Raw genomic sequence first — 18764 nt, 5'->3', positions numbered from 1 at the left:
GCTCACCTCTAATCTCTCTTAAGCATTAATTTTTTCATTTCTTCAAGTTTTGATTTTATAGTGCCATCTATTACTTCGTTATCAACTTGTACGTAAATACCACCAATTATACTTGAATCAATTTCTTCTTCTAATAATACTTTTTTATTAAATTTTTTCTCAAGCTTTTCAGTTAAGCTTTTTTTCTCTTCATCTAAAAGAGGAATTACAGTTTTAACCTTAGCTACAACTTGATTCTTCTTTAAAAGATGAATCTTTTCCATTTCATTTAGCTTTCCTTCGAGCTGTAAAATCCTTCCCTTATCGATAAGTACAAGTAAAAATGACAATAAGTTATCATCGATCCTGCCCTTAAAGATTTGTTCAAATAATTTTTTCTTGCTGGAAGTACTTACTTGAGGATGTTTTATAAGTTGCAAAAACTCCTCATCATTATTTATTAGAGCTACGATATTTCTTAATTCTTCTAAATACTGCTCTACCTTTCCATTTTCTTCTGCAACTTTGTAAAGTGCAAGAGCGTATCTCCTATCCAAATATTCATACATAGTTAGATACCTACCTTAGCTATAAAATCCTTTATAAGTCTCCTATGCTGTTCTTCGCTCACAGATTCTTCTAAAGCTTTTGAAGATAATAAAACAGCTAAATCTACAACCTGATTTTTTATTTCATCAGCTGCTTTTTCCTTCTCTCTTTCAGCTTCAACTTTAGCTCTATTTAATATAGTTTCTGCTTCTGTACGAGCTTCTGTTATTATATCTGTGGAAACTTTTTCGGCTTTTACTTTATATTCTTCTACTATACTCTTACCTTGGCCTTTAGCTCCACTTAGTATGTTTTGATTTTCTATTCTAAGCTCTTCGGCTTTTTTTCTATCATCTTCAGCCTTGTTTATGTTGTTAATAATTTCATTTTGTCTGTTACTAATTGTTTGATTAACTGGTTTGAATAGAAAATGCCTTAGGATAAAATATAGTATGGCAAAGTTTATTATGGTAGCAATAAGCTGAGGAACATTTATCTCCATCCTATTACAAAAGCCTCCCTTCAGGCATAGATTTAAATAGTGTCATTAAACACTATTTAGTAAATATTAATAATAATGCAACTAGTAATGCGTAGATTGATGTTGCTTCTGAGAACGCAGCACCTACAACCATTGTACTTATAATTTTACCACTTGCATCTGGCTGTCTTGAAACACCTTCAACTGCCTTACCTGCAGCGTTACCTGTTCCAATACCTCCTCCTAAACAACCTATTGCAGCTAAACCTGCACCTATAGCTGACATTCCTGATATAAAAGCTTGTGGATCGATGTTACCCATTTTTCTTCCTCCTTAAATATTGTTTTAATTGTATTATATTAATTTTAATTAATAACTAAAATTTAGTGTTCTGCAACAATCTTAATGTTAACCATTGTTAGCATCATAAATATAACCATTTGAATTGTACCATCAAACACATCAAAGTATGCATGAAGTGGTACTGGAATAGCTAGCTGCGCTATAAATCCTAAATGCCCTAACCCTTCATAAATCATTTCCATAACTACAAAAGCTGCAGTCATGTTACCAAATAATCTCAGTGTTAAAGATACAGGCAGCATAAATCTTTCTATAAGATTTAGAGGTAGTAGTGCTGCATAGGGACTAACATATCCACCTAAGTAATGGCCTAGTCCTATTCTCTTAATAGCATTTACCTGTACTACTACAAATGTTATTAGTGCTAAACCTGCAACTACGCTAAAATCAAGTGTTGGAGGCTTAAGTCCAATTAAACCTAGTAGGTTCATAGATAAAAGAAAAATTGCTAGAGTTCCTATATAAGGTACAAAAGCTGAGTATCCTTCACCCATGTTTTCTTTAACTAATGAGTTAAATGTTTCTACAACCATTTCTACAACACTTTGCTTTTTAGTAGGAACCTTATTTAAGTTCCTAGTAGATACAATAGCTATTATACTTATTATAACTATTAGTATCCACTGAATTAGCAAACTGGAAGTAACACCGAATTCATACCCAAATAAATTCAGATGAAACAAAGGATGAAACTTTTCCAACTAATCACTCCCTTTCATAATTATTTTTTATGTATTAATTATCTGTATCTTTACTTAGGCCATATAATATTAGAGATACAAATTGAGCACTATATCCAAACATATATGCAATTACATTAAACTTATTATGGTTAAATATAGCTATTGCTATTCCACATACAATGGCAACCCTTACTATAAATCCTAATAAGTTAGCTAACTGATACTTATCTTTTTTATTTGAAAGCACATATTGAGTAAGTAATCCATTAAATATAAAAGTTGAATAGGCCACCAATAACCCTAGTATAACTATAAGTGAATAGTTTCTAAAAAAGATATTGGTTGTCCAATACAGAATTGCTACTAATAATGCATCAAAGAGTGTAACTTTTTTAAACATATCTCGAAGGTCATTCTTCACTTTTATTTTCCTCCAGTGATAATTACGTGATAATTTATTATATATTTAATATAAATATAAATAAAATCCTACATTTTGCTTGTATTTTGAATTTTTAGCTTTATTAGTTGATTTTTTAACAATAGAATTGAATTTTATCTGCCTTTCTTCTGTTTTTTCCGATTTGCTAAGTTTAAAAAAAATTAACATTTCCAGTTACAATTTTCTTAATTATTTGAATATTATAACTAATTTCTTAATCCGTTGAATTTACTTGACCGGCAACTTATTTCTTGTAAAAATTTACAAAAACATAAATATAAATAATGTAATTCAATAACTAAGATATTGTAAAAAAAAATTTAAAAAAATTAATATTTTTTTGTTGAAAATAGTGAATTCTAAAAAAATATCTAGATTTAAGTTGATTATTATACAATTTAAACCTTATATGTTGAAAAAATAAATTATTTTTCCTATTTAATACTTTACATTATTTCAAGTCACTTTTCAACTATTATGTCAATAAAACCCTCATTATTTTTTGAAAATTAAATTAATTCTCTTCAAAAATTTAGTTAGAAAGTAATCTTTCTAACTAAATTGTTTATATTTACCTTTTTCTATGTTGAAGTATTCTAATATAGCAGCTACTATTCTTTCAGATGCCTTACCATCTCCATATGGGTTTATAGCTTTGCTCATTTTATCATATTCCTCTTTGTTTCTTATTAACCTATTAGCTGTGCTTACCAAAACATTTACATCAGTACCTACTAACTCTACAGTTCCAGCCTCTACAGCTTCCGGTCTTTCTGTTACATCTCTAAGCACTAGAACTGGTTTTCCTAAATGAGGAGCTTCTTCTTGTAAGCCACCAGAATCTGTCATTACCATGTAGCACTTATTCATTAAGTTATGAGTTTCTTTTGTATCTAAGGGAGATAATAAATGAACTCTTTCAATTCCACCTAAAATTTTCTGTACTACATCTTTAACTACTGGATTTAAGTGAACGAGGTATACTAATTCCACATCATGATTTTCCTTAACTATGGTTTTTAAAGAATTACATATATTTTCTATACCCTTTCCCCAGTTTTCTCTTCTGTGTGCTGTTACCATTATAACCTTTTTACCATTATAATCTATAGTATTTAGTTCATCGTTACTAAAGTTATATTCTTCTTCTACGGTAAATTCCATAGCATCAATTACTGTGTTACCAGTAATAAATATATCCTTTGGATCTATTCCTTCTCTTAATAAATTATTTCTAGAACCAACAGTAGGAGCAAAATGCAAATCTGCTGCTGCACCTGTTAACTTTCTATTCATCTCCTCTGGGAACGGAAAATACTTGTCATAGGTTCTAAGTCCTGCCTCTACATGGCCTACTTTTATTTTTTGATAGAACGCAGCTAACGCACCAGCAAAAGTTGTAGTGGTATCTCCGTGTACTAAAACCAAATCTGGCTTCTCTTTAATAAAAACCTCTTCTAACCCTTCTAATACCCTTGTTGTTATACCAGTTAAGCTTTGTTTTGCTTTCATAATATTCAAGTCAAAATCCGGCTGAATATTGAATAACTCCAGTACTTGATCAAGCATTTCTCTATGCTGAGCAGTTACACAAACCTTGTTTTCAACTTTGTCTGATTGTTCTAAAGCCTTAACTAAGGGAGCCATCTTTATAGCTTCTGGCCTTGTTCCGAATATCGTAATAACCTTAATTTTGTCCATATGTATACCTCCAGTTTACTAATCCTAAAGGATTCAGATTTAATTTAACTGTAAATTTTATTCTCTATGTTCAAAAAATCCAAATTTCCAAGCTATTATTATAAGCACAATCATAATCATAGTTAATAAAAAGTAGGCTCTCTGAGTACTTATTTGCATAGCTAAAATAGCAAAACTTCCAAGCACTGCACTTATTAAGTACATTATTATGACTGCCTGTCTTTGAGTTAAGCCCATATCTAAAAGTCTGTGATGAAGATGTCCCTTATCTGCCTGCATTATAGGTTTTCCATTTATCTTCCTTCTTATCATAGCAAAAAGAGTATCATATATAGGTATTCCTAATGCTAAAATAGGTACAACGATTGAAAAGGCTGCTGCAGATTTTATAGCCCCCTCCATAGATATAGCTGCTAGTAAAAATCCTAAAAGCTGCGCTCCTGTATCCCCCATAAATATGGAAGCAGGATTAAAGTTATAAGGCAAAAATCCTAAGATGGCTCCAGCCAATATACTAGTTAACACCGCTGCTTCAGCTCTTGTATTTAATAAAGCTATAATAAAAATCGTTATTGCAGATATAAAAGCTACTCCCGCTGCTAACCCATCTAGTCCATCAATCAGATTAAGAGCATTTGTAATACCCACTACCCACATTATCGTAAAGGGAATTGAAAGCATCCCTACACTTATATAAAGTTCTGAACTGCTAATAGGATTTGTTATTAGTAATATCCTAACTCCAAATACCACAAGAATTAAAGCAGAGGCTATTTGTATTAGCAGCTTCTGCCATGGCCTTATATCGAACTTGTCATCTAAAAAACCACCAATAACTATTATAGTTGCTCCTATTATTATTCCTATTTCTGACCTAGATAGTTCTCCAGTTTTTAATATTAAAGTTAGTATGAATGAAAAATATATAGCCAAGCCACCAAGTAACGGTATAGGTTTCTTATGTATTCTTCTATTATCTTTTGGTATATCAATCGCTTTTATTTTTATTGCAAATCTCTTTACAATAGGCGTAAGTATAGCAGAAATTATTATTGAAATCACTGCTAAAACATATAATTTGTTCATAAGTTATCCTTCCTTACATTCTAAGCTGCATCTTAATAAGAAGAATCACCTTGCAGTGAATCATCATTATCAATCCACTCCTGAATATATATTTCCCTATAGTTAGTTTTTGTATCTCGTATAATTATTTTTTCTATACCTGCATTAATTATAAATCTTTTACACAATGTACAAGGTGAAGCATTATGTACATATTCTCCTGTTTTTTGTTCCTTGCCTACTAGATACATTGTGGCATTAAGCATATCCTGTCTTCTTGCTGATATTATAGCGTTTTGCTCTGCATGTACAGATCTGCATAATTCATACCTAGTTCCCCTTGGCACATTTAGTTCCTCTCTTCTACAGTATCCTAAATCACAACAGTTTTCCCTTCCTCTAGGAGCACCTGTATAACCTGTGGATATGATTTCATCATGTTTTACTATAATTGCTGCAAAATTACGTCTAAGACAAGTGCCTCTTTCTAACACAGTTTCACATATATCTAAATAATAATTATTTTTGTCGATTCTTCCCATGAATTCCTCCAAAATTAACGTAATTAATCTACTTTAATGATGTATTATCGAATTATTTGCTACTACTTTATTCTATACTAAAAGTTATGTAATTAAAAGTACCTATAAGTTAATATCTAGAGAATTTAATAAGCAGTGAAAATTCACTGCTTATTTTTATATATACCTTATTTAGTTCCGTATAATCTGTCCCCAGCATCTCCTAAGCCAGGTACGATATATCCATTTTCATTTAGTTTTTCATCTATTGAAGCCACATATATATCAACATCTGAATGTGCCTCCATAACAACTTTTACCCCTTCTGGAGCAGCTATTAAACACATTAATTTTATGCTTTTAGCACCTTTTTCTTTAAGGAGAGTTATTGCATCTACTGCTGAACCTCCTGTTGCAAGCATAGGGTCGGTAACAATTACATCTCTTTCTCCAATATCTTGAGGAAGTTTACAGAAATATTCTACAGGCTTTAATGTCTCCTCATCTCTATAAAGACCTATATGTCCAACTTTTGCTGCTGGAATAAGTTTAGTCATTCCTCCAACCATTCCAAGTCCTGCTCTTAGTATTGGCACTATAGCAACTTTCTTTCCTGCAAGCATTTTGCATTTAGTTTTACATATAGGTGTTTCTATCTCTACATCTTCCATTTGTAAGTCACGAGTTACTTCATAAGCCATTAACATTGCAACTTCTTCTACAAGTTCTCTAAAATCTTTTGAACCAGTATTTTTATCTCTTATAAACGCTAACTTATGTAATATTAGTGGATGTGCTATTTGGGTTACTTTACTCATATTTAATATTCCTCCAATAAATTTATATTTTTCAAATCTATGACTTTAAAAACATAGATCTGTATTACTTTCTATACTTATTTTCAATATCAGTTATTTTATCTATTCTTCTTTGATGCCTATCACCTTCGAATTTAGCATTTAGGAAAGCATCAACTATGTCAAGAGCAAGTCCTACACCTACAACCCTTTGCCCTAATGCAAGTATATTAGCATTATTATGCTCCCTGCAAGCATGAGCGCTAAAAGTGTCACTACATAATGCTGCTCTTATTCCCGGAACCTTATTTGCAGCTATGCTGATTCCAATTCCAGTTCCACAAACTAATATACCTAAATTATAATTACCACCTGCTACTTCTTCAGCTACCTTTAAGGCAAACTCTGGATAATCACAGGATTCTTCTGAAAAAGTACCAAAATCCTTATTTTCTATTCCTTTAGCTTCCAAATGTTTTAAAATCTCATTTTTTAAAGGAAACCCTGCATGATCACTTCCAATAGCAATCTTCATAAAAACACCTCCATAGTATATAAAAACTAAACTTTAAATAGTTTGTAAAAAACAAGTTATTACTATTCATCTATAATGTTAGTATGTGAATTCTACTAAAAACTATTATGCACAAAAAAAGAAGATAATAACATTTATTAATGCCTATATCTTCCTTAACTTGTCTAGCAATAGTAGAATACTACTTCTCAACTGCCTATAAGTTTGTCTATATGACTCTATATCAGCTCCGAAAGGGTCTACTATTTCGCCTTCTAGAGATACATATTCATTTAAAGTATATATTTTGTTTTTAAGTTGCGGAAATGTATTAACTAAGACATCTTTCATATAAGAAGTCATTGTTAATATAAGTTCTGAACTTTCTATCATATCTCTTGTTAACTGAGTGGCCTTTCTTTCACTTATGTCTTTCCCAATGCTTTCCTTAACGATAAGTGCAGAATTTTTAGAAGTTTTACTATTATATACCACTGACATACCAGCAGAATGAGCTCTTAAATCTTCTATATCACATAGATCATTGAAAATAGCTTCTGCCATACAACTTCTACAAGTATTTCCAGTGCAAACAAATAGTATGTTCTTCATAGTACCCTCCTAAAAGATAAATTAAACTTTAATAATATCAAAGGCTGCTGATTTATTTAGTCTATTCATAATAGCTACACCTACGCCTTTTTCTTCAAAAGACTCTGAAATTATCACATCAACCTTTTTATCATCAAAACTCCTAAGAGTTTCAAATAGGCTTTGAGATATATTTATCATATTTTTTCTGCTCCCTAAAGAGATAACTACTCCCCTTGGATAGAAATCCTTAGTTTCATCTGTAGCCATTATTCCTACCACTTTATTTCCATCTATATAATTTTGCACCATTTCGTTAATTTTTGCAATAGTTTTTTTTAAATCTCCCTGAACAATTTTTACAGGTGCCTTAGGAGCATAATGTCTATACTTCATTCCTGGTGCCTTAGGCTTAAAGTCTTCACCTGGTTTTCTCATTATAGCAGTGTCAATATATGTATCTGGATCTACCTCTTTTAACATTTCTAGAGTTATTCCACCTGGTCTTAGCACACAAGTTGGCTTTACAGTACAATCTATAACAGTGGACTCTAAGCCTATGTCACTCATTTCTCCACCTAAAATGTAATCAACCCTTCCATCTAAATCCTCTATGCACCTCTGAACATCCGTTGGACTTGGTCTTCCTGAAATATTGGCAGATGGTGCTGCTATAGGTACTCCAGCAGCCGTTATAAGAGCCCTCGCTATAACATTTGAAGGCATTCTTATTCCTACACTAGGTAACCCTGCACTTGTAGCATCCGGAATAATTGAGGATTTGGGCAAAATTACCGTCATCGGTCCTGGCCAAAACCTTTTCATAAACCTTTCTGCAATATCTGGTACTTCTGCAACTAGAGCCTTTATTTCTTCTATATCTGATATGTGAACTATTAGTGGATTATCTTGAGGCCTCCCCTTTGCTTCGAATATCTTTTTTACTGCATCATTACTCAATGCATTAGCCCCTAACCCATAAACAGTTTCCGTTGGGAATGCTACGAGTCCCCCTTCTCTTATAACCTTCCCAGCTTCTTCTATAACACTAGTATCTAGGTTTGATTCATCTAACATTATAATCCTTGTGTTCATTTTATTTACACCTCCCCTTTAACTAACAATTATAGTTTAGCAGAAATCCTTTTTCAAGTGTATATCCAAATAAAAAGACTGCCTAGTTCACAATTAAGCAGTCTTTATAAACTATATCAATTTTACCATAGTTAGTCCTATTATAATTCCACTTAAAACTCCTATAGTACTAGTTACTCCCTCCCAAAGCCTAGATGACTCTGGTATCATTTCACCACAAACAACATATAGCATTATTCCTGATGCAAAAGACAGGCATGCACCTAATATATTTTGTGATATATTAGCTATGTAAGCTCCTAACCAGGTACCTAGTGCAGTAGGAAACGCTGTTATAAAAGCATAAAGTAATATCTTAGATACCCTTACTCTAGATGCCATTAACGGAGCAGATACTGCAATTCCCTCCGGTATATCATGAATAGCTATAATTAAACTCATTTTTATTCCTAAGGTTCCACCAGCTGCAAATCCGCACCCCATTATTACCCCCTCAGGAAAGTTATGAATCATAAGTCCTAGTGCCGCCATAAATGCTACTTTAACATGTTGGTTAAGGGTATCAATATTTATCTTGTTATCAATAATGGCAATAACTATAATTCCCATTAAGCAGAAAAATAAGGTCCCACCAAAACTCCACTCGTTAAGGGCCTCAGGAATTAAATCGAAAACTACCACCGCTAACATTAAGCCTCCAGCAAATCCAATTATACTTCCAAGCAATTTATTAGAAGGCTTTTTCACTATTACCCCTAAAGATGCCCCAATCATTGTGCCTACTAAAGATACGGTGCTGCCAATAACTACAATACCAATCATATTTCCATCCAAAAAACCACCCTACTTTATTTATTACTTATATATCAAGTTTATTTGATTAATTGCACATATATGATGAAAACTTAATATATAGGTATATCGGCAGTAACTAATAAAATTACTTTTTCTATTGATACCCTGCAAATCTTACCAACCCCTAAATTCTAAACATTAATTATAATACTCTGAATTTTCTCGATAAAATTTTATTTTTTCTATAGTATCTTCTGTAAAGTAAGCATATACACAGGTTTTATATATTGTATCCAAAAGGGGATACTTCTTTATTCCACCCTTTTTTATTATGGTAAAATAATATTGATCATTTGGATGTAAAATCTTAATTCTATTATAACAGTAAGCTACATAAGGGTGATTTCTTAAAAAAACTAGGTTAACGGGAATCATTCTATTGCTTCTAAATTTTGATGTAGAAAGCAGTATTATTCTAAAATCTTCTTCTGCATTTTCTTGTCCATCAATATTTTCTACATGAACTAATACGATATTATTAGCAGTTAAATTTAGTCTCTTTTTTCCTAATCCTAAAATTAACTTTAAACGATACCCATCATAATTAAACCTTAACATTTCATTATTAATACTTATGAAAAGCGCTAAAATTATTAAAAGTTCAAGCACCATCAAATAAAGTATATAAAATATATGGATCTTCTTATAAAAAACCAAAGCAGCAGGTAATACAAAAAAAATAAAGCCCATAGATAGCAGAAATCTCTTATAAGACTTTTTTTGCTTTCTAATGGCTTTATCTATGTTCATCCCTTTACCCCTTTTCATTACAACATCAAAGACTTTGCAATTGGCTTATTGATTGTTTCCTATTGCTTTCATTTTTTCAGCTTGTTCTGCAGTAATTAAAGCATCTAATATATCATCTATATCTCCATCAAGGAATGCATCTAACTTATATAAAGTTACTCCTATTCTATGGTCTGTAACTCTTCCTTGTGGATAGTTATAAGTTCTTATTCTTTCACTTCTATCCCCAGTTCCAACCTGACTTTTTCTATCCTCAGCAATACTTGCTGCTCTTTCAGCTTCTGCTTTTTCAAATAATCTTGATTTTAAAACCTTCATAGCTTTTTCCTTATTTTTAAGCTGTGATTTTTCGTCCTGACAGGATACAACTATGCCAGATGGTAAGTGAGTAATTCTCACCGCTGAGTCAGTAGTATTAACGCACTGTCCACCGTGTCCTGATGCTCTAAATACATCTATTCTTATATCATTAGGACTAACTTCAATCTCTACATCATCCACTTCTGGTAAAACAGCAACAGTAGCTGTAGATGTATGAATTCTTCCACTTGATTCAGTATCAGGAACCCTTTGAACTCTATGGGCACCACTTTCATACTTTAACTTACTATAAGCTCCATTACCCTTTATCATAAATACAATTTCTTTAAATCCTCCAATATCCGTAGCATTGATACTTATAGTTTCAACCTTCCATCTCATACGCTCCGCATATCTTGTATACATTCTTGTTAAATTAGCTGCAAATAGAGCTGCTTCTTCTCCACCTGCTCCAGCTCTTATTTCAACAAAAACGTCTTTGTCGTCATTAGGATCCTTAGGTAAAAGAAGTATTTTTAATTCCTGTTCTTTTTCTTCAATAAGAGCAGTCAAATCTTTTACTTCCTCTTGAGCCATTTCCCTTAACTCTTTATCAGTTTCATCCTTTAACATTTCTTTTGCAGACTCTAATTCATCTTTAGCCTTTTTATACTCTCTGTATTTCATAACCACTGTCTCTAAATCAGCATGTTCCTTACATAGTTTCTGCCATTCCTTTTGATCTGCCATAACTGACGGATCACTTATCTTTATGGAAAGTTCCTCGTATTTATTTTCTATAAAATTAAGTCTATTTAACATAACTTTTTATCACTCCGTATAAATATTTTCACAATTAATAATTATATCATAATACTTTTACTTTTCGCAACCAATTTCAAATTTCCCTTTAACAACTCTATCCTTACCTGCTAAGTCCTTTATACAAACCACATCACTAAAACCGTTCTGTCTTAATATGTTGCCTACCTCTTCACCTTGATCATGTCCTATTTCAAATATCAATACACCACCACATACTAAGACCTTTAAACTTTGTTCGGTTATAGATCTATAAAAATCTAATCCATCTTCTCCTCCATACAAAGCTTGATATGGTTCATAGTTCTTAACATCTTCCATTAAGGTTTCTATGACTTCTCCTCTTATATAAGGTGGATTTGATACTATAATATCAAATTTTTCATTTCTATCTATGAAGCCTTGGAGTAGATTTCCTTTTTCAACTTTAACCCTATCTTCTATGTTCAATCTTTTTATATTTTCAGATGTTACCTCATAAGCTACCTCAGAAATATCAGAGCATTTAGCTTCAATATAATCAACAAACTTGACTATAGATATGCCAATAATTCCACTTCCACAACATACATCACATAGTTTTTTATAACTATTTTGCTTAATTTCATCAATAGCAGTTTCTACTAAAACCTCTGTATCCGGCCTAGGAATAAGAACTCCTTCTCGAATATAAAAAGGAATACCCATAAATTCACACTCACCTAACATATATTTTATAGGCATCTTACTTTTTCTTTTCTCTATAAGACTAAAATATTGTTCAGCTTCATCGCAATCTACTTCATAATCTCTATTTAGAAGCATAAATAACCTATCTTTTTTTATCACTTTACCTAGCAGTAACTCCGTATCTAATTGGTAACTATCTATTTGTACAGATTTTAAAATTTTATATCCTTCTTGTAAAAGCTCTCCAACTCTCATCTTCTCTCGTTTCATACTAAATTCTCCGTTCCGCAATCCTTCTTTAATTATTCATTGATAATTGACTGCCGCTAGCTGTATCCTCAATCCCTTCAGCAGACTTAAGTGCAGCTATTGCTACCTCAAGCTGCTCATAGTCTGGTTCTCTTGTTGTAAGCTTCTGAAGAGTTAATCCTGGATATGATGTAACTTTAGATATAATACTATCACTATTTCCCATCCACTTTATAATTTCATAAGTTACTCCAGATACTACAGGCAAAAGTATTACTCTATACAATATTCTTTCAATAAGAGTATTCCACCCTGTTAGAGAAAATAATACTATACTGACTATCATAACTAAAAATAAAAAATTAGTTCCACACCTAGGATGAAATCTAGTGAACTTCTGTGCATTTTCCGGAGTAAGTTCTGCTCCATTTTCATAGCAAAATATAGCCTTATGTTCTGCGCCATGATACTGAAACACTCTATTTATATCTTCCATTTTTCCTATCATGTATATATATAACAAAAATATCATTACCCTTATTACACCTTCAATGACATTCAACTGTATAGTATCTTGTATTCCTACTTTTTTGAATATATTAGCCGCAAAAGTTGGTAGTATGAAAAACAGTAGTGCTGCTACCGCAAAAGAGATAAAAAGTGTTATTCCAATCAATACATCTTCACTGTTATCCTTAAACACTTTTTCAAACCACTTATCAAATTTTGATGGTTCTCTTTCTTCCTCATCCTCAAAGAATGTTGCTGAGTAATTTAAGGTGTTTATTCCAATTATCATAGACTCCAGCAGGGATACAAACCCTCTTATTATAGGAAAACCTAGGAGCTTATTTCGCTTTGTATATGGTATACTTTCTTTTTTATCTATTACAATTTCACCATCGGGTTTCCTTACAGCTGTTGCTATTCCGCTTACTCCCCGCATCATTACTCCTTCAATTACCGCCTGCCCACCAACAGATGTTCTTTTTTTCATTAATTACACCCCATTTTTTTATCCCGTTTTTCCATATCATATTCTTCCTTGAACTGGAAATAGCATTTTGGACAAAGCGCCTCGTATTCTATGTTATCTTCTTTATCAATAGCAATTTGCTTTCCCTCAAAGACAAATTTCCCATTGATTTTTCTTCCATTTAATAATGCTTTTTTGCCACATTTACATATAGTTTTTAATTCTTCTAAACTATGTGCTAAGAGTAATAATCTTTCACTGCCCTCAAAACCCTGCATTTGGAAATCTGTACGAAGTCCATAGCAAATTGTTGGTATATCCATTATCACTGCTATTTTGAAAAGTTGGTCTATTTGACTTTTCTTAAAGAATTGCACTTCATCTGCTAAAATGCAGTCTATTTTTCCATTACAATTTATCCATCTTTCAACTTCCTCATATATATCTTTCTCTCCGTCTAGCAGCATATTCACTTCTCTAGTGACTCCTAACCTTGATACAACCTTGTTTCCACCCTTAGTATCTGTCTTAGGCTTTATAATAACAACTTTCATACCTCTTTCTTCATAGTTATGAGCTACCTGCAATAAATTTGTTGATTTACCACAATTCATAGCTCCGTACCTAAAGTATAATTTACTCATCTTTATTACCCCTCTTGTTTATTATTGACTTGAACAATCTGTATAATTCTATTATTAAGTACATAACATATAAAAGATAAATATATTTTATCAAACCTAATATATATATTCAAAGAATATTTTAAACATGACCCCATGCAAATATATACAATATTCTCCTGCATGAACTCGATTATTAAACATCTATGGAAATTACTGTAACCCTTTATATAAGTCTTTATTGACTATAATGGCAGCACTATGTTATAATACAGTAGTTAAAAATACAGGATATTATAAAATACGATATATCCTTAAGTTTGAAAGAGGTGAAAAACATGAAACAAGGCATACATCCAGATTACCATAATGACGCGGTAGTTAAGTGCGCATGTGGAAACACTTTTACAACTGGTTCAGTTAAGAAGGAACTTAAAGTTGAAATATGCTCAAAATGCCATCCATTCTACACTGGTAAACAGAAGATAATGGACGTTGGTGGTAGAGTAGATAAATTCATGAAGAAGTTCAACTTAAAATCAGAAGAATAATAAGCTTTAAAGATTTTGTTTTTAGAACTTATTATAAAACCTGTCCTTTACTGTAAAGGACAGGTTTTATTATTTATTTAAATTTCTTCCAAGTTCAGTTTTGCTAATAAAAGAAGTAAACTCTTCATTGGATTTAGTTTTCGATAATAAGCTTATTAACTGCTCCGTAACACCTTGAGTGTTGTTTTCATCATATAGTACCTTTCTTATGTTAAAGGCCGCTTCTTTTTCTGTCTGACTGCTAAATAGTAAGTCATCCCTTCTAGTACCAGATTTATATATGTCTATAGCCGGGAATATTCTTCTTTCTTGAAGTCTTCTATCTAGGTGCACTTCCATATTTCCAGTACCCTTGAATTCCTCAAATATCATATCGTCCATTCTGCTTCCTGTTTCAACGAGAGCTGTAGCAAGTATAGTAAGACTTCCGCCTTCTTCTATGTTTCTTGCTGCACCAAAGAACTTTTTAGGCATTATAAGTGCTCCTGGATCTAATCCACCAGAAAGAGTTCTTCCTGTTGGAGTTATTGTTAAGTTATAAGCTCTTGAAAGCCTTGTTATACTATCTAATAAAATCACTACATCCTGTCCCTGTTCCACCATTCTTTTAGCTCTCTCAAGAACCATGTAAGCAACTTTAGTATGGTGTTCTGGTTCTTCATCAAAAGTCGAATAAATTACTTCTCCATTAATTGACCTTTGCATATCTGTAACTTCTTCTGGTCTTTCATCAATTAAAACAACTATAAGTTTTATATCTGGGTGATTTTTAGATATACTTTGTGCTACTTTCTTTAGAAGAGTAGTTTTACCAGCTTTAGGAGGTGCAACTATAATTCCTCTTTGACCTTTTCCAATAGGTGATATTATATCCATAAGTCTTGTTGACAGATCAGAGCGCTCTGTTTCTAAATACAATCTCTCATCTGGGTATATAGGAATGAGTTTGTCAAAAGGCTTTCTACCTACTGCTCTTTCCGGATTTTCTCCATTTACTTTTTCTACATAAAGTAACGCCTTAAACTTTTCTCCTTCTTTAGGAGTTCTTACCTTACCTTGAACTTCATCCCCTGTCTTCAAATTAAATCTTCTTATTTGAGATGGTGATACGTATATGTCGTCTGGACCAGTCAAGTAATTTCTTCCTCTTAAAAAGCCATAATTATTATTTTCTATTATTTCAAGCACGCCTCTTGCTGTATCTGATTCATTAATCATTTCCTTAAGTTTTTCTCTTTTTTCTTCCTCACTAACTTTTGGTTCTTCAACCTTTTCTTCTTCCACTTTATTCTCTTCATTTTTAACATTATCAACTTCAATGTTATTAACCGCCTCTGCTTCCTGGTCAATATGTAGAGATTCGTTTTTAGGGCTTATCTTTTCTCTAAGTATTATACCATCCTTTTCGATAAAGGCAGGCGAAACCATCTTTATTTGTTCGATTAATTGAGCCTTCTTATATTTCGATATATTCTTTATATCTAAATTTTTTGCTAGCTCTTTTAATTCCGCAACAGTCATATTTTCCAAATCATTACTAACCAAAAAATAACACCTCACATTATTTAATTTTTATTATATATAATCGCTAGGAAAAACAGGAAAGAATTTTATATCAGCCAACAGCTGCAAGATTTCATCCTTATATAATAAGATAATTATTGATGCATACCGAACTGGAATTCTCAGATAGAGAAACTCTTTATTGAAAGGTACACTGTAAAATACATTATACCCCTTTTTTTTATTTTAATCCATATTTTCAACTAAATATTACTTATTAAATGCAATTTTATACTTAGCAATAAAAAAATTTATGATACTTTAGTGCAAAACAAAGGAGTAAAAGAGGTCTTTTACTCCTTTGTTTATATTGTAGCACATATTCTCTTATTTATACTATTGTGCTTATTAGCCTTTTTTATTACTTCATGCTCATATCCTATATAGAACAAAGGTACTCCTAAAACCTCACAACCTCCTACTATTAACTTTCTTTTCACAAACTCACCTATTGTATATCTGTAATAATGGTAATTACCACAAACCGGACAGCTGATTTTAAGTACCACCTCTTTGTTATTCTGAACCTTTACCGTTAAAGAGGTGAAGGTTTCATTAACTCTATTTAATTCAAATAAAGAAAAAACCTCTATGTCATATTGGTCATAAAAATTTTTTACTGCAATACTCATATTAGCATTTAATATCATGTAATTCACCCCTGTGAAACTTTAATTGTTATTATAATCTAAATATAATATTTCTATAAATATCATTAAAATCCTTCATTAAAGTTTATAATTAATTTTCATCTAGGTATTTTTCATGTATAAAAAGTTGGCATGTGTAAATTTTAAGTATATTTACACATGCCAACTCTTGTTCATATTTTATTCAATTTCCAAATCACTATTGTCTATGGATGCTTTAATGAAATCTTTGAATAAAGGATGAGGCCTATTTGGTCTTGACTTAAGTTCAGGGTGAAATTGAACCGCCACAAACCAAGGATGATCCTTAATCTCAACAATCTCTACCAATCTTGAATCTGGACTTGTTCCTCCTAAAATTAAGCCTGATTCTGTTAAAACCTTTCTATACTCGTTGTTAAACTCATATCTATGTCTATGTCTCTCATATATTATTTCTTCGCCGTAAGCTTTAAATGAGTTTGTTTCCTTTGTAAGCTTACATGGATATACTCCTAGTCTCATAGTACCGCCCTTTTCGTCTATATCCTTTTGATCTGGCATTAAATCAATTACTGGATGTTTAGTTTCAGGGTCTATTTCAGAGCTGTTTCCATCATTATACCCCAAGACGTTTCTTGCAAATTCTATAACAACGCACTGCATTCCAAGACATATTCCAAGAAAGGGAACCTTATTCTCCCTAGCCCATCTAATTGCTTCAATTTTACCCTCTACTCCTCTATCACCAAAACCACCAGGTACTAGAATTCCATCTACATCTTTTAAGTACTCCTCAACATTATCCCTTGTAACATCTACAGCACTTATCCATTTTATACTTACATTTGCATCATTAGCATAACCACCGTGACTTAACGCTTCTACTACAGATATATAAGCATCATGAAGTTCAACGTACTTACCAACTAAAGCAATAGTTATATTTTTAGAAAGACCTTTAATTCTCTCTACCATGTTTATCCATTCACCGTTATCTATTTCTTTACATCCTAAACTTAGTTTTTCACATACTAGTTTATCTAACCCCTCTTTATGAAGCATTAATGGAACCTCATACAAATTCTCTGCATCTAGATTTTGAATAACTGCATTTGCATCTACGTTACAGAACAATCCAATTTTCTCTTTTAAATCATCAGAAAGAGGTTTTTCTGAACGACATACAATTATGTCTGGCTGAATACCAATGCTTCTTAATTCCTTTACAGAATGTTGCGTAGGTTTAGTTTTAAGCTCCCCTGACTTACCTAAATAAGGTACTAATGTAACATGTATAAAACATACATTCTCTCTTCCAACATCATACTTTATCTGTCTTATAGCTTCTAAAAAAGGTAAAGATTCTATATCTCCAATCGTTCCACCTATCTCAGTTATAACCACATCCACATCTCTTTCTTTACCCACTCTATATACTCTAGATTTAATTTCATTTGTTATATGCGGAATTACCTGAACAGTACCACCTAAGTAATCTCCTTTTCTCTCCTTTGATATGACTGACCAATATATTTTACCTGTTGTAACATTGCTGTTTTTACTTAAGCTTTCATCTATAAATCTTTCGTAATGCCCCAAATCTAAGTCAGTTTCTGCACCATCATCAGTTACAAAGACTTCTCCATGTTGGTATGGACTCATTGTTCCTGGGTCTATATTTATATATGGGTCAAATTTTTGAATCGAAACCTTAAGACCTCTATTTTTTAAGAGTCTTCCTAATGAAGCTGCTGTTATTCCTTTTCCTAACGAAGATACTACTCCTCCGGTTACAAATATATATTTTGTACTCATAAAACTACTGCTTTTTAAAGCAGTCTTCACCCCCTATTTTTATAAATTATGAAATATTTATATGTAATATAGTAAATAATTCTTGACAAAGTAATTTAATAACTATATAATAAAAATTACCCTCATTATATAATGGGATTTTTGCGTTTTAAAACATACTAAATATAATATCACATT

General features: G+C 31.9%; 22 protein-coding genes. 1 reads left to right on the top strand and 21 read right to left on the bottom strand.

What is annotated here, in order from left to right; translation table 11 throughout:
* Positions 1 to 8: 8 nt before the first annotated feature.
* From N4T77_RS04250 to N4T77_RS04165, 18 genes are all read right to left on the bottom strand, one after another.
* Positions 9 to 548: a F0F1 ATP synthase subunit delta gene (locus N4T77_RS04250; RefSeq protein ID WP_261670505.1), complete on the bottom strand. Its 540-nt coding sequence runs from the start codon at positions 546 to 548 to the stop codon at positions 9 to 11.
* A gap of 2 nt (positions 549 to 550) precedes the next feature.
* Entirely contained in the window at positions 551 to 1030 is a 480-nt protein-coding gene (locus N4T77_RS04245) for a F0F1 ATP synthase subunit B (protein ID WP_261670504.1), read from the bottom strand.
* Positions 1031 to 1082: 52 nt separating this feature from the next.
* The gene (gene atpE / locus N4T77_RS04240) at positions 1083 to 1331 is read right to left on the bottom strand and encodes an ATP synthase F0 subunit C (RefSeq protein ID WP_261670503.1); all 249 of its coding nucleotides are present in this window, start codon (positions 1329 to 1331) and stop codon (positions 1083 to 1085) included.
* Between the two features lie 62 nt (positions 1332 to 1393).
* The gene (locus N4T77_RS04235; RefSeq protein ID WP_261670502.1) at positions 1394 to 2074 is read right to left on the bottom strand and encodes a F0F1 ATP synthase subunit A; all 681 of its coding nucleotides are present in this window, start codon (positions 2072 to 2074) and stop codon (positions 1394 to 1396) included.
* A 34-nt stretch (positions 2075 to 2108) separates the two neighbouring features.
* Positions 2109 to 2477 (bottom strand): ATP synthase subunit I, encoded by a 369-nt coding sequence (locus N4T77_RS04230; protein ID WP_261670501.1) that lies wholly within the window; start codon positions 2475 to 2477, stop codon positions 2109 to 2111.
* A gap of 573 nt (positions 2478 to 3050) precedes the next feature.
* Positions 3051 to 4199, bottom strand: a complete 1149-nt coding sequence (wecB, locus tag N4T77_RS04225; protein ID WP_261670500.1) for a non-hydrolyzing UDP-N-acetylglucosamine 2-epimerase — start codon at positions 4197 to 4199, stop codon at positions 3051 to 3053.
* A 57-nt stretch (positions 4200 to 4256) separates the two neighbouring features.
* Positions 4257 to 5285, bottom strand: a complete 1029-nt coding sequence (locus N4T77_RS04220) for an MraY family glycosyltransferase (protein WP_261670499.1) — start codon at positions 5283 to 5285, stop codon at positions 4257 to 4259.
* A gap of 32 nt (positions 5286 to 5317) precedes the next feature.
* Positions 5318 to 5806, bottom strand: a complete 489-nt coding sequence (locus N4T77_RS04215) for a deaminase (RefSeq protein WP_261670498.1) — start codon at positions 5804 to 5806, stop codon at positions 5318 to 5320.
* 167 nt (positions 5807 to 5973) lie between these two features.
* Positions 5974 to 6603 carry a uracil phosphoribosyltransferase gene (gene upp, locus N4T77_RS04210; RefSeq protein WP_261670497.1) on the bottom strand — a complete coding sequence of 210 codons (630 nt, stop codon included), beginning with the start codon at positions 6601 to 6603 and terminating at the stop codon, positions 5974 to 5976.
* 64 nt (positions 6604 to 6667) lie between these two features.
* Entirely contained in the window at positions 6668 to 7117 is a 450-nt protein-coding gene (rpiB, locus tag N4T77_RS04205) for a ribose 5-phosphate isomerase B (RefSeq protein ID WP_261670496.1), read from the bottom strand.
* A gap of 144 nt (positions 7118 to 7261) precedes the next feature.
* On the bottom strand, positions 7262 to 7708 hold the full coding sequence (locus tag N4T77_RS04200; RefSeq protein WP_261670495.1) for a low molecular weight protein arginine phosphatase: 447 nt from the start codon (positions 7706 to 7708) through the stop codon (positions 7262 to 7264).
* Positions 7709 to 7729: 21 nt separating this feature from the next.
* The gene (locus N4T77_RS04195) at positions 7730 to 8782 is read right to left on the bottom strand and encodes an L-threonylcarbamoyladenylate synthase (protein ID WP_261670494.1); all 1053 of its coding nucleotides are present in this window, start codon (positions 8780 to 8782) and stop codon (positions 7730 to 7732) included.
* 111 nt (positions 8783 to 8893) lie between these two features.
* Positions 8894 to 9616 (bottom strand): ZIP family metal transporter, encoded by a 723-nt coding sequence (locus tag N4T77_RS04190; RefSeq protein ID WP_261670493.1) that lies wholly within the window; start codon positions 9614 to 9616, stop codon positions 8894 to 8896.
* 159 nt (positions 9617 to 9775) lie between these two features.
* On the bottom strand, positions 9776 to 10387 hold the full coding sequence (locus tag N4T77_RS04185) for a hypothetical protein (RefSeq protein ID WP_261670492.1): 612 nt from the start codon (positions 10385 to 10387) through the stop codon (positions 9776 to 9778).
* 45 nt (positions 10388 to 10432) lie between these two features.
* Positions 10433 to 11509 (bottom strand): peptide chain release factor 1, encoded by a 1077-nt coding sequence (gene prfA / locus N4T77_RS04180; RefSeq protein WP_261670491.1) that lies wholly within the window; start codon positions 11507 to 11509, stop codon positions 10433 to 10435.
* Positions 11510 to 11566: 57 nt separating this feature from the next.
* The gene (gene prmC / locus N4T77_RS04175; RefSeq protein WP_261670672.1) at positions 11567 to 12433 is read right to left on the bottom strand and encodes a peptide chain release factor N(5)-glutamine methyltransferase; all 867 of its coding nucleotides are present in this window, start codon (positions 12431 to 12433) and stop codon (positions 11567 to 11569) included.
* Between the two features lie 43 nt (positions 12434 to 12476).
* Positions 12477 to 13424 (bottom strand): DUF1385 domain-containing protein, encoded by a 948-nt coding sequence (locus N4T77_RS04170; protein ID WP_261670490.1) that lies wholly within the window; start codon positions 13422 to 13424, stop codon positions 12477 to 12479.
* Positions 13424 to 14047: a thymidine kinase gene (locus N4T77_RS04165; RefSeq protein WP_261670489.1), complete on the bottom strand. Its 624-nt coding sequence runs from the start codon at positions 14045 to 14047 to the stop codon at positions 13424 to 13426. The genes N4T77_RS04170 and N4T77_RS04165 overlap by 1 nt, the downstream gene beginning before the upstream one ends.
* A gap of 317 nt (positions 14048 to 14364) precedes the next feature.
* Between N4T77_RS04165 and rpmE the strand changes: the two genes are divergently transcribed.
* The gene (gene rpmE / locus N4T77_RS04160; RefSeq protein ID WP_261670488.1) at positions 14365 to 14577 is read left to right on the top strand and encodes a 50S ribosomal protein L31; all 213 of its coding nucleotides are present in this window, start codon (positions 14365 to 14367) and stop codon (positions 14575 to 14577) included.
* A 69-nt stretch (positions 14578 to 14646) separates the two neighbouring features.
* On the opposite strand, the gene rho is transcribed toward rpmE, so the two are convergent.
* The 3 genes from rho to N4T77_RS04145 form a co-directional block, all read right to left on the bottom strand.
* Positions 14647 to 16122, bottom strand: coding sequence for a transcription termination factor Rho (rho, locus tag N4T77_RS04155; RefSeq protein ID WP_261670487.1), 1476 nt, complete (start codon positions 16120 to 16122; stop codon positions 14647 to 14649).
* A gap of 323 nt (positions 16123 to 16445) precedes the next feature.
* Positions 16446 to 16790, bottom strand: a complete 345-nt coding sequence (locus N4T77_RS04150; RefSeq protein WP_261670486.1) for a hypothetical protein — start codon at positions 16788 to 16790, stop codon at positions 16446 to 16448.
* A 180-nt stretch (positions 16791 to 16970) separates the two neighbouring features.
* Complete coding sequence (locus N4T77_RS04145; RefSeq protein WP_261670485.1) at positions 16971 to 18587, bottom strand: CTP synthase; 1617 nt, start codon at positions 18585 to 18587, stop codon at positions 16971 to 16973.
* Between the last annotated feature and the right edge of the window lie 177 nt (positions 18588 to 18764).

This window comes from Clostridium sp. CX1, assembly GCF_025398335.1.
GTDB lineage: Bacteria > Bacillota > Clostridia > Clostridiales > Clostridiaceae > Clostridium_AM > Clostridium_AM tanneri.
This window is presented reverse-complemented; position numbering and strand designations above follow the sequence as displayed.

What these genes read in the sequence shown, in the direction of transcription:
- N4T77_RS04250 (WP_261670505.1), bottom strand. Translation starts at nt 548, where the DNA reads ATGTATGAATATTTGGATAGGAGATACGCTCTTGCACTTTACAAAGTT.
- N4T77_RS04245 (WP_261670504.1), bottom strand. Translation starts at nt 1,030, where the DNA reads ATGGAGATAAATGTTCCTCAGCTTATTGCTACCATAATAAACTTTGCC.
- atpE (WP_261670503.1), bottom strand. Translation starts at nt 1,331, where the DNA reads ATGGGTAACATCGATCCACAAGCTTTTATATCAGGAATGTCAGCTATA.
- wecB (WP_261670500.1), bottom strand. Translation starts at nt 4,199, where the DNA reads ATGGACAAAATTAAGGTTATTACGATATTCGGAACAAGGCCAGAAGCT.
- N4T77_RS04220 (WP_261670499.1), bottom strand. Translation starts at nt 5,285, where the DNA reads ATGAACAAATTATATGTTTTAGCAGTGATTTCAATAATAATTTCTGCT.
- N4T77_RS04215 (WP_261670498.1), bottom strand. Translation starts at nt 5,806, where the DNA reads ATGGGAAGAATCGACAAAAATAATTATTATTTAGATATATGTGAAACT.
- upp (WP_261670497.1), bottom strand. Translation starts at nt 6,603, where the DNA reads ATGAGTAAAGTAACCCAAATAGCACATCCACTAATATTACATAAGTTA.
- rpiB (WP_261670496.1), bottom strand. Translation starts at nt 7,117, where the DNA reads ATGAAGATTGCTATTGGAAGTGATCATGCAGGGTTTCCTTTAAAAAAT.
- N4T77_RS04200 (WP_261670495.1), bottom strand. Translation starts at nt 7,708, where the DNA reads ATGAAGAACATACTATTTGTTTGCACTGGAAATACTTGTAGAAGTTGT.
- N4T77_RS04195 (WP_261670494.1), bottom strand. Translation starts at nt 8,782, where the DNA reads ATGAACACAAGGATTATAATGTTAGATGAATCAAACCTAGATACTAGT.
- N4T77_RS04185 (WP_261670492.1), bottom strand. Translation starts at nt 10,387, where the DNA reads ATGAACATAGATAAAGCCATTAGAAAGCAAAAAAAGTCTTATAAGAGA.
- prfA (WP_261670491.1), bottom strand. Translation starts at nt 11,509, where the DNA reads ATGTTAAATAGACTTAATTTTATAGAAAATAAATACGAGGAACTTTCC.
- prmC (WP_261670672.1), bottom strand. Translation starts at nt 12,433, where the DNA reads ATGAGAGTTGGAGAGCTTTTACAAGAAGGATATAAAATTTTAAAATCT.
- N4T77_RS04170 (WP_261670490.1), bottom strand. Translation starts at nt 13,424, where the DNA reads ATGAAAAAAAGAACATCTGTTGGTGGGCAGGCGGTAATTGAAGGAGTA.
- N4T77_RS04165 (WP_261670489.1), bottom strand. Translation starts at nt 14,047, where the DNA reads ATGAGTAAATTATACTTTAGGTACGGAGCTATGAATTGTGGTAAATCA.
- rpmE (WP_261670488.1), top strand. Translation starts at nt 14,365, where the DNA reads ATGAAACAAGGCATACATCCAGATTACCATAATGACGCGGTAGTTAAG.
- N4T77_RS04150 (WP_261670486.1), bottom strand. Translation starts at nt 16,790, where the DNA reads ATGATATTAAATGCTAATATGAGTATTGCAGTAAAAAATTTTTATGAC.
- N4T77_RS04145 (WP_261670485.1), bottom strand. Translation starts at nt 18,587, where the DNA reads ATGAGTACAAAATATATATTTGTAACCGGAGGAGTAGTATCTTCGTTA.